This is a genomic window from Streptomyces sp. NPDC006339, assembly GCF_040612775.1.
Lineage (GTDB): Bacteria > Actinomycetota > Actinomycetes > Streptomycetales > Streptomycetaceae > Streptomyces.
This window is the reverse complement of record NZ_JBEXQW010000103.1, coordinates 1-6,631: the sequence shown is the minus strand read 5'-3', so window position 1 is coordinate 6,631 and position 6,631 is coordinate 1. Positions and strand designations below refer to the sequence as shown.

The following is a 6,631-nucleotide window of genomic DNA, read 5'->3' as shown; positions in this document are numbered from 1 at the left end:
TCCGCCGCTGACCACGCGCCCGATGCGGCTCGCGCTGCGGGTACGGCGCCGACCGCCGCCCCGGCCGTGGCCGACCGCCACTCGGCCGGCGGCGAGTCGCCCGCCCCGGCGCGCTCCGGCGCGTCCGGCGCGCGCCTCGGGGCCGGCGTCGAGGGTGCGGCGCCGGAGGCCACCGCCGGTCACCGTCCGGACGAGGCTGTCGCGGCTCAGGGCGGCGACATCCCCGCCCCCCGCCTGCGGGTGACGCGTGTCGCCGTGGAGCGGCCCGTCGTCGCCGGGACGGAGCCGGTGGGGGACGGGCCGCGGGTGGGGGCCGTGGTCGTGGGGGCGGGGAGCGGGCCCGTGGTGCGGCCGTTCGTGCGGGGCGTGCCGCTGCCGCGCGGGGAGCGGGCCGGCGAGGAGCCGGTGGTCGCGCCGCCGCCCGTCGCCGTCACGCCCGTACGTCTTCCCCTGCCCGAACCCACCCACCGTCCCGAGGAGCCCCAGCCGTGAGCGAACACCACGTCGAGCACACCGACGCGTGGAGCGAGCCGGAGGCCCCCCAGATCCCTGCCGCGCCCGCCACGCCCACCGCGCCCGCCCCGCTGACGCCCGCCGACGCGGCCGACGCGGCCCGGCTCGTCTCCTTCGGGCTGCAGCCCAAGCTGCTGCCCGCCCGCGACGCCGAATACGCCGAGCTGCTCCGCCGCTACCGCGAGGACCCCGCCTTCGCGCGCCTCGCCGACGCCGTCGCCACCGGTCTCGGCCTCGTCGTCCTGGAGGTCTCGCCGCGCGCCGGCATGGCCGTCACCGCCGGCGAGGACTCCGTCTTCGCCGTCCGCATGGGCGACTACGCCCGCCGCGCCGCCACCGACTCCGCCGACCGGTTTCTGCACGGCCTCGCCCACCTCGCCGTCGCCGCCATGGCCTTCCCCCGTCCCGAGGACCTCGCCGACGACGGCTACATCGGCCGGCTCACCGTCAACGGCGTCGACGCCTTCGTCCGGCAGGCATGCCGCCGCCTGGAGGAGCGCGCCGAGCAGCAGGGCGAGAACACCGACCCCGAGACCGACGCCCCCGGCCTGGAGGCCGCCTGGCGGATCTACGCCCGCCGCAGCGCCACCGGCGCCACCAAGGACGCCCGCCGACTCGCCGGCTCCACCACCGGCATCGTCGGCAAGGCCGTCGCGTTCCTCACCGACTCCGGCTTCCTCCAGCGCACCGGCGACGAGTCCGGCGGCTCCTACCGCACCACCGCCCGCTACCAGCTCCAGGTCCGCGACATGGCCGGCAGCGCCGCCCTCGCCGAGCTCCTGGACCTCGGCATCGTCCCCGTCAGCGACGGCACCGCGACGCTCCTGCCGCCGCCCGAGGGCGACGACCTGGAGATCGCCGCCGACGCCGGCCTGCCCTTCCACGCGTGACCGCGTCAGCGCGTCAGCGCGTCAGCGCGTGACCGCGTGACCGCGTGACCGCGAACCGCCCCGCGTAACCCCGTAACCGCGTAACCGACCGTCCCGACCGAGTACGACAAGCACGAGAGTCCGCCGCATGTACGAGCTGTCCCGGGTCCGCCTCTACTCCATCGGCCCGGCCGGTGCCCGCTACGCCGACACCGTCCTGGACCTGCGCGGAGTCGGCGCGCCCGTGCCCCACCCCGCCCCCACCCAGGCGGAGTTCTTCGAGGACGAGCCGGTCGGCCCGCCGCGCCGCCCCGCCCCCGCCGGCGTGCTCTTCCTGGAGAACGGCGGCGGCAAGTCCGTCCTCCTCAAGCTGATCTTCTCGGTCATGCTGCCCGGCCACCGCAACACCCTCGGCGGCGCCAGCTCCGGCGTGCTCCGCAAGTTCCTCCTCGCCGACGACTGCGGCCACGTCGCCCTGGAGTGGCAGCACACCCTCACCGGCGAACTCGTCGTCGTCGGCAAGGCCAGCGAGTGGCGCGGCCGTCAGGTCTCCAACGACCCCCGCAAGTTCGCCGAGGCCTGGTACTCCTTCCGCCCCGGCCCCGGCCTCAGCCTCGACAACCTGCCCGTCGCCGAGGCCACCTCCGTCCGCCCGCCCGCCGAGGGCACCTCCGGCGCCACCGGGCGCCGCCGCACCATGAAGGGTTTCCGCGACGCCCTCACCGAGGCGGGCAAGGCGTACCCGCACCTGGAGGTCTACTGGGAGGAGATCCACGACCGCTGGAACGAGCACCTCGGCGACCTCGGTCTCGACCCCGAACTCTTCCGCTACCAGCGCGAGATGAACGCCGACGAGGGCGAGGCCGCCGGCCTCTTCGCGGTCAAGAAGGACTCCGACTTCACCGACCTCCTGCTGCGCGCCGTCACCGACACCCGCGACACCGACGGCCTCGCCGACCTGGTGAGCGGCTTCGGCAACAAGCTCGGCCGCCGCGCCGAACTCACCGCCGAACGCGACTTCACCGCCGGCTCCGTCGACCTCCTCACCCGCATCGTGGAGGCCGCGGAGACCCGCGCCCGCGCCCGGGACGTCCACGCCGGCGCCGAGCGCCGCACCCGCACCCTCGCCCGCCGGCTCTCCGCCCGCGCCGCCCGGGAACGCGGCCGGGCCGCCGAACTCGCCCAGCAGGTCACCTCCGCCGCCCACGCCGTCTCCGAGGCCGAGACCGCCCGCGGCCGCAGCGCCCTCATCGCCGCCGAACTCGCCTACCGGCACGCCTCCCTGGCCCTGACCGCCGCCGAGAAGGGCGCCGCGTCCCAGCGCCGCGAGCTCTCCGACGCCCGCACCCTGCACGCCGCGTGGCAGGCCGCCGAGTCCGTGCTCCGCCACCGGGCCGCGAGCGACCGCTCCGCGCGCGTCGCCGCCGCCATCCGCGAGGCCGAGCGGGACGCCGCCCCGGCCCTCGCCGCCCGCGCCAAGGCCGCCGCCGATCTCGTACGGGCGCTCGCCGCGGCCGCCGAGGAGGGCGAGCGGCAGGCCGCCGAGGAGGAGGAGCGCTCCGCCGCCCTCCAGGAGGCCGGCGAGACCGCCCACCGCGACGCCACCGCCGCCGCCACCGAGGCCCAGCGCGCCCGCAGCGAGGCCGGCCACCTGCGCCAGCGCCTCGCCGAGGTCGAGCAGGAGACGGCCGAGGCGGTCCGGGCCGGCTGGCTCGACGACACCGCCCCCGACGCCGACCCGGCCCGCGCCGCCCTCGCCGCGAGCGACGCCGAGAAGACCACCGTCGCCGCGTGGGACGCGGCCCGCGAGGCGGCCCGCACGACCGCCGAGCGCGCCCGCGAGGCCGCCGCCGCCGAATCCCGCGCCGAACTCGCCGCCGCCCGTGCCTCCGACGCGGCCGAGGCCGCCGAGAACGCCTACGAGGCCGAGCGCCGCGCCGCCGAGTCGCTGGCCGCCGAGGAGCGCCTGGCCGAGCTGCTGAGCCTGCCGGGCACCCCCACGTCCTCGCTGCCGGGCCAGCGCTCCGGCGCCGCCGGCCCCGGCCCCGGCACCGTTCCCGGCCAGACCGGCCCCGCGGCCGCCGGGGGCCGCGGCGACGGCACCGGCGGTCCCGCCGGTTCCCCGTCCGGTGACCACCGCCCCGGCGACCGGGCTGCCGACGGCCACGATCCGGCCGGCGAGCACGCGTCCGATGGCCGCCGCCAGGAGCCCGGCGGCCCGGGCGACCGTCCCGGCACCGCGGCCGCCACCCCCGGTGCCGCCTTCGGCCCCGCCGCGACCCGCGCCGCCGCCCACGGCCCCCTCACCGTCACCGACTTCGACCGGTACGCCGACGACCTGCGCGCCCTGCTCGACCAGTCCATCGCCTCCGCCGAGCGCCAGCTCTTCGACCTGCGCACGGCCGCCGCCGACGACAACCGCATCCTCGGCGCCCTCGGCGACGGCGGCCTCCTGCCGCCCGGACCCGACGTGCTCGCCACCGTCGAGTACCTCGGCGAGCACGGCATCCCCGCCCTGCCCGGCTGGCGCTACCTCGCCCAGGCCGTCGACCCCGCCGACCACGCCGCCGTCCTCGCCGCCCGCCCCGAGCTGGTCGACGGCGTCGTCATCACCGACCCCGTCTCGTACGGCCGCGCCCGCGAGGTGCTGAGCGGCGCCGCCCTGCTGCCCCGCTCCACCGTCGCGGTCGGCACCGCCGCCGCCCTCCTCGCCCCCGTGCCCGCGCCCGACTCCGGGCAGGACGGCGAGGTCTTCCTCGTGCCGCCGAACCCGGCGATGCACGACGAGCACGCCGCCGACGAGGAGCGCCAGGCCCTGCGCGCCCGCGCCGCCGCCCGCGACGAGGAGATCCGCTCCCTGGCCGCCCGGCTCGCCGGCGACCGCTCCCTGGCCGCCCGCATCGCTGCCTGGCGCGCCGACTGCCCGCCCGGCATGCTCACCGAACTGGCCGCTGCCGCCGCCTCGGCCCGTACCGCCGCCGAGGCCGCGGTCGCCGCGCTCGCCGAGGCCCGTACGGTACGGGCGGAGGCCGAGGAGGCCGCCGCCGACGCCGCCCGGGTGCGCGACGAGCGCCAGGAGGCCGCCCAGCGCGCCCGCCGCGCCGCCGACGCGCTCGCCGGCCTCGCCTTCCGGCTGCGCGAGCGGTCCGCCTGGCAGGCCAGACTGCGGGAGCTCGCCGACGAGGCCGCCGAGTGCGAGGCCCGCGCGCAGACCTGCCTGGAGCGGGCCCGCGCCGCCGACGAGGACCGCCGCGCCGCCCAGCGCGCCGCCGACGACGCCCACCGCACCGCCCGCGCCCTGCGCGCCGAGCGCGCCGAGATCGCCGGCGCCCCGGAGAACCTGCCGGAGCAGGACGCCGACGCGCCGCGCGTCGCGCTCCCCGCCCTCCGCGAGGCATACCGCGCCGCCTCCCAGGTGTACGAGAAGGTCGGCGTCGGCGCCGACCTGCGCGCCGAGCAGGCCCGCGCCGAGAGCGACGAGTCCGCCGCCCTCGCCGAGCTCGACCGGCTCACCAACAAGGTCCGCACCCGCGCCGAGCAGCTCCTGGAGTCCATGGACGGTGCCGACGGCCCCTCCCGCCAGGCCGCCGCCGCCCGCGCCGAGGCCCTCGTACAGAAGCTGGAGACCCGCGCCTCCGAGGCCAGCGAGAAGCTCGGCCGGCTGCGCGGCGAGGCCGAACGGCTCGCCCCCGAGGACGGCGAAGCGCACACCGAGCTGCCCGAGGAACTGATCCCGGCCGACGCCGACCACGCCCAGGCCCTGCTCCGTACGGCCACCGCCGAACTCGCCGCCCGCACCGACGCCCTGGAGGCGGCGCGCGCCGCCCACGCCGGACTGCTCCAGGCCCACCGGGCCGCCGAGGACGCCGCCGGCGGCTTCGACGAGACCGCCGCGCTCCTGCGCGACCTGCTGCGCGACCACGCGGAGGAGGAGGGGGAGGAGCCCGAGCCGTATCCCGGCTCGCCGGCGGAGGCCCGTGACGCGGCGGCCGAGGCCCGCCGTTCGCTGCGCGGCTGCGCGGCCGAACTGTCGGCCGCCGAGGCCGCCGTCCGCGAGGCCGGTGACATCCTCGTACGGCACGCCAACTCGACCCGTTTCGAGCAGGTCCGCACCCCGGCCCGCCAGCAGATCCGCGAACTGCCCGCGGCCGCCCTGCCGGAGCACGCCGCGAAGTGGGCCGAGGCGTTCGCGCCCCGCCTGCGCGTGCTCACCGACGAGCTGGCCCAGTTGGAGCGCAACCGCGACTCGATCGTGGACCGGCTGCGCGGCCTGGTGGAGTCCGCGCTCGCCACCCTGCGCTCCGCGCAGCGGCTGTCCCGGCTCCCCGAGGGGCTGGGGGAGTGGTCGGGCCAGGAGTTCCTGCGCATCCGCTTCGAGGAGCCCGACCAGGCCACGCTCACCGAGCGGCTCGGCGAGGTGATCGACGAGGCCACCCGGGCCGCCGTCCGGAAGAACTCCGACCTGCGCCGGGACGGCATGTCCCTGCTGCTGCGCGGTGTGCAGGCGGCCCTCGAACCGAAGGGCGTCGCCGTGGAGATCCTCAAGCCGGACGCGGTGCTGCGCGCCGAGCGCGTGCCGGTCGGGCAGATGGGCGACGTCTTCTCCGGCGGCCAGCTCCTCACCGCCGCCATCGCCCTCTACTGCACGATGGCCGCGCTCCGCTCCAACGACCGGGGCCGCGACAAGCACCGCCACGCGGGCACCCTGTTCCTCGACAATCCGATCGGCCGCGCCAACGCCACGTATCTCCTCGAGCTCCAGCGGGCCGTGTCGGACGCGCTCGGTGTGCAGCTCCTCTACACCACGGGCCTGTTCGACACGACGGCGCTCGCCGAGTTCCCCCTGGTCATCCGGCTGCGCAACGACGCCGACCTGCGGGCGGGCCTGAAGTACATCAGCGTGGAGGAGCACCTGCGCCCCGGCCTGCCGCAGCCGAGCGCGGAGGGCGAGACGATCCACGGCGAGATCACGGCGACCCGGATGTTCCGGCGTACGCCCGACCCCGCCACCGCCCCCGCCCCCGACCCCGCGCCCTCCCCGGTCCCGGCCCCCGCCTCGGCCCCGGACTCAGTCTCCGACGCGGCCTCCGCCGCGGAGTAGCGCGGGGCGGTCATGACGAAGGCGTTGGGCCCGGCCCCCGGAATGGGGGCCGGGCCAGAAGACACGGCGTCGGAACGTTCCGGAAGCTCGGGACGCCTTGGCGCTGGTCGCGAGAACGGCATAGCCGACCATTCGCCCGTCGCGGTGG

2 protein-coding genes and 2 pseudogenes are annotated in these 6,631 nt (G+C 78.0%); 3 read left to right on the top strand and 1 reads right to left on the bottom strand.

All coding sequences use genetic code 11. The features are described 5' to 3' along the window. The 3 genes and pseudogenes from ABZ135_RS38475 to ABZ135_RS38465 all read left to right on the top strand — a co-directional run. Nucleotides 1-492, top strand: a pseudogene (locus tag ABZ135_RS38475) (hypothetical protein); the annotation flags it as partial. Then, complete coding sequence (locus tag ABZ135_RS38470; protein ID WP_356703031.1) at nt 489-1,403, top strand: hypothetical protein; 915 nt, start codon at nt 489-491, stop codon at nt 1,401-1,403. The pseudogene ABZ135_RS38475 and the gene ABZ135_RS38470, both read left to right, overlap by 4 nt. A gap of 127 nt (nt 1,404-1,530) precedes the next feature. Next, the gene (locus ABZ135_RS38465) at nt 1,531-6,483 is read left to right on the top strand and encodes a hypothetical protein (RefSeq protein ID WP_356703029.1); all 4,953 of its coding nucleotides are present in this window, start codon (nt 1,531-1,533) and stop codon (nt 6,481-6,483) included. Between the two features lie 42 nt (nt 6,484-6,525). Here ABZ135_RS38465 and ABZ135_RS38460 read toward each other — a convergent pair. Further along, a pseudogene (locus ABZ135_RS38460) lies at nt 6,526-6,631 on the bottom strand (DUF6009 family protein); the annotation flags it as partial.